Source organism: Campylobacter sp. BCW_6873, assembly GCF_001762365.1.
Lineage (GTDB): Bacteria > Campylobacterota > Campylobacteria > Campylobacterales > Campylobacteraceae > Campylobacter_D > Campylobacter_D jejuni.
Genome location: NZ_MJWS01000105.1, coordinates 1 through 3,859, shown reverse-complemented (window position 1 = coordinate 3,859; position 3,859 = coordinate 1). Strand labels below are relative to the sequence as shown.

Below are 3,859 nucleotides of genomic sequence, written 5' to 3'. Positions count from 1 at the left end.
ATCTTGATCTAATTCTCCAAAGTAAAAAGGATTGTTAGGAAGTTCATTTGATCCTGTAAGGAGGGTGGAGTTTAGGAAGATTTTTATATCTAAACTTTTAAAATCTATTTGATATTTTTCTTCTATGTCCTTTATATCCAAAACACTTCTATCTTTTGCAAAAATATCACAATGATTATCATAAATATGGATCAAATTTGACATAGAGATGAAAGAAGTATTGTTAGAATTATCTTGCAAATCTTGTAAATTTACTTTATCTAAGAATATGATTTTTATATTATTTGTCTTTAATACTATGGTATTGGTATTTTTATCATAAAATTGCTCTATGTTAAATACTTCGTTTAAAATTAAATTAACATCATTTTCCTTAGTATTAAAGCTTTGATTATTTAGATTATCTTGTAAGGAAATTTCTTTATTTAAATAGTCTTGGATATCTTTTATTTTTTCATTTCTTTTTTCTTTTAAAGTATTGATAGATTTATAAAGCTTTTTTCTAGTATCAAGATAGGTATCATTGAGCTTTTCTTTATCTAGGATGAAGATTTTTGTGAAAGTAGAATTATAACCTATAACACTGCTATTTAAAAAAGTTTCATTATTTTCTTTATAAAATACATATTCTTTGCAAACATAAAGAGCTCTTAAAAGTGAAATATCAGATTCGATATTAATCTCATCTATATCTTTTAAATCTAAATGTTTTATATAAAAATTCTTATCTTTTTGCATTAGATTAAAAATAGCACTAACAAGACTTTTTGTTTTTTTCGTATGATGATAGTTTAGTTCATAAAGAAAAGTATTTAACATTAATATCTCTGAAAATCTCTAAAAAATTCTTCCCATCCATAAAAAAAATGTAATGACGGCTCATCATCTTTAATTCTAGATTGTTTTAACAATTCTTCACATATATCTTCTATAGAAATTAAAACAAGAATCCATTTTAAAATAGTGGCTTTTTTAGCAAAACCAAAAACACTTTCTGCAGATTTTTTTGAACCATCAAATTTAAAATTAAGTTGCAACTTAAAATAATCTAATTTCAAAGCTATAATTTCATTAGGCTTTATATGCGTTCCAAACTTTTGAAATATTTCTTCAGAGTCATCTAAATCAATGGTGTATATTTTGTAAATTTCTGCATTTAGCAGCTTTGAAAATTCTTCATTCCCTTTTAATAAATTTTCTATTAGTTTTTAAATCCTCGCGCTTGGATTGGAGTTAGTGTATAAACGCTATTATAATCTAATTCTTTGAATATCACACTAAAATCCAAAGGAGCGTTTTGTATTTGTAAATAAAGCTGAGTTGTATTTTTTTGACTCTTTATATTGTTGGGAAACAATTCTTTAACCTCATAAGGAGTATCTTCCTTAAAAGCTATAGAATTATCTTTTAAAATAATATTATTTTTAAGCTCTTGTGTTATTGGAATCAGCTTAATATTTTTTAGATTAGCATCAAAGATATTAAAATTGTATCCCAAAATTTCAATTCCATCATCAAATTTATTTCCTATATAATTTGTATATTTTGTATATTCATTTTCATATACTCCCATGGCATTATAGGTGTATAAAGCTTTAACACTTTGTGGAAAAGACAAAACAAAAAGCTGTGCCAAATATCCACCAAAACAATGTCCAGTAACAATAAGTTTATTATTACCTAAAAAATGCCTGACTTTATCATCGTAAAATTTTAATAATTGCAAATAATATTCCAGAGGAACTTGAGATCTGAAAATTTGTGCACCGGCTTTTATACTATCCCAAAAAGAAAAACTAAATTGAAAAATATCTATACCTCTAAATGCAAGAATTAATTCATTATCTTTAGTATCTTTAAAAAGCGTAGCAGAAAAGCTTGTATCATCATCTTGAATAAAGGCTAATACTTCATAGCGATTTATAAATTCATTAGCATTATCTTCATCAAAACTAATATTATAAGTATCAAACACAAGCATAGAACTTTGGGTTATGGCTTGGAAGTATGTGGGAGAATTAATGTTATTTTCTTTTAACATTTCTATATCCTGTTTTGTATAATATTGTGTTTGATTTTTCAACCCCCATTTTTTATCTTCTTTTCCAAACATACCCTCATTTAAACCTGTAGAATAACTAGCCCAGCACATTCTAGCATATTTATAAAGTTTCATATATTTGGCTTGTTTTTCATACATTAGTAGCCTCTTTTTTCTTGTAATTCTTTATATTTTTGAATATCATAGCATATCATTTTTCTTTTGTATTTAGCAAACATACCTATGTCAAGCCAAGAGTATGTATTGTCTATTTTATATTCTTGTATTGTATTTTTGCCGTCCTTATAGTACCATAAAATAATAATTTTTTTTATTCTAAAATCTACATATTGCTCTGTTATGTTGAATAAAATATCCTTGTTTATTTTTTTATAATTATCCCAAAGACTTATAATATTTTTTGCATCATAAATAACCGCCTTAGAATCAGCCTTCTCACACAAACTCTCAAATTCTTTAAAACTACTTTGCCATTCAAGAGGTACAAAAGAGTATCCAAACCAAAGAAGCATGAATAATGGATAAGGTAAAAATAAATAAAACTTTTTAATTTTTTTATCAATATTAAAAATTTTAAAGACAAGATAAAAGACAAGCTTTAAAAATAAATATACCCATATAGTAGAAAGTATAAACAAGCTAATCCATCCAAAGAAAGGAAAAGGGAAAAAGGTTAAAAGAGTTAAATAAGTAATATTATAAAAAGTTAAGATGACAAGAAAAAGATAAAATAAAGCTTGTTTTATATTTTTAAAGAATTGTTTTTTTAAATCATTTGAATTTTCTTTATTGTTAAAATAATGATAGAGCTTGTTTTTCATATATTTTTATCCTATATTACTTTGATTATTATCTTTAGTATCTTCAAACAAAGTAGCACTAAAGCCACTTGTAGTGTTAGGCTGATGTTTTAAAAGTTTAAATCTATTTACAAAATCAATAGTTCTTTTACTCAGTGCATCATTNAANCCTACCCTACTAATATCATTATCCAATGTTATTTCTTTACTATCAAAACAAGTATTTATAAGAGAAATACAATATTTAGGTTCTATTTTAACTATTTTATTTTATTCAAAACGAGCTTGTATAGCTCTTGCATAGGTAGAATTTTGATTATTATGTTTATCACCTAGTTTTTGGGTATCACCATTTTCATGTTTTTTGTCATTTTCTTTTTTTACATAATCAATCCAATGTAGCATCGCATAACTTGCATCAGCTACATTAGCATAGTCTAAGAATTTAGTGATTAAGTCTAATTTAGCTTCTTGTGTTTTAATGTTTTTACTCATTTGTTATTCCAAAAATCTAAATCTCAAATTATCTTTCTAATTTTTTATCTAACATCTTCACAATCTAATATTTCCTCATATTCAAAATGAAACCCAGCACCCTCATCGCCTCTTAAAAATATATTATAATTATAATACAAATATCGTTTAAATTCTTGATACTTAATGTTATTTTTATCATCAATATACCAAGCTTCTATTTCTTTTTCTTTTACTTTTCCTATTCCAAGTTTAATTTCGCGTGATTTAGTTTCTATTTCTTTCCAATTTGAAGGTTGAATTTCCAAATTCAATTTTTCATTATAAAAATATTTTATACCATTATTTTTAATTCTAATATTAGAATTATTCATCATAGCTTGAATAAATTGTTTTTTTAAATCCAAATAATCTTTATTAAACACTATCATTTTATTACTATTATCTTTACACAAGCTCCTAAACTCATAATACTGCGGATCCATATATTTATAAGAACATCCTCCTACTAAGAATAATAAAA

General features: G+C 24.7%; 6 protein-coding genes. All 6 read right to left on the bottom strand.

Annotation, left to right across the window (positions count from 1 at the left end):
- Window positions 1-819, bottom strand: an 819-nt coding sequence (locus AJ932_RS10890) for a hypothetical protein (RefSeq protein ID WP_261660131.1), incomplete at its 3' end; no start/stop codon positions are given.
- A complete protein-coding gene (locus tag AJ932_RS09160; RefSeq protein ID WP_070277926.1) occupies window positions 819-1,058 on the bottom strand; it encodes a hypothetical protein in 240 nt (79 codons plus the stop codon). The genes AJ932_RS09160 and AJ932_RS10890, both read right to left, overlap by 1 nt.
- 143 nt (window positions 1,059-1,201) lie before the next feature.
- Window positions 1,202-2,200 carry a hypothetical protein gene (locus AJ932_RS09155; protein WP_070277927.1) on the bottom strand — a complete coding sequence of 333 codons (999 nt, stop codon included), beginning with the start codon at window positions 2,198-2,200 and terminating at the stop codon, window positions 1,202-1,204.
- A complete protein-coding gene (locus tag AJ932_RS09150; RefSeq protein ID WP_002819291.1) occupies window positions 2,200-2,883 on the bottom strand; it encodes a hypothetical protein in 684 nt (227 codons plus the stop codon). The genes AJ932_RS09155 and AJ932_RS09150 overlap by 1 nt, the downstream gene beginning before the upstream one ends.
- Window positions 2,884-3,132: 249 nt before the next feature.
- A complete protein-coding gene (locus AJ932_RS10885; RefSeq protein ID WP_070289044.1) occupies window positions 3,133-3,357 on the bottom strand; it encodes a hypothetical protein in 225 nt (74 codons plus the stop codon).
- A 44-nt stretch (window positions 3,358-3,401) separates the two neighbouring features.
- The coding region (locus tag AJ932_RS09140) for a hypothetical protein (protein WP_070289035.1) at window positions 3,402-3,859 on the bottom strand (458 nt) is incomplete at its 5' end.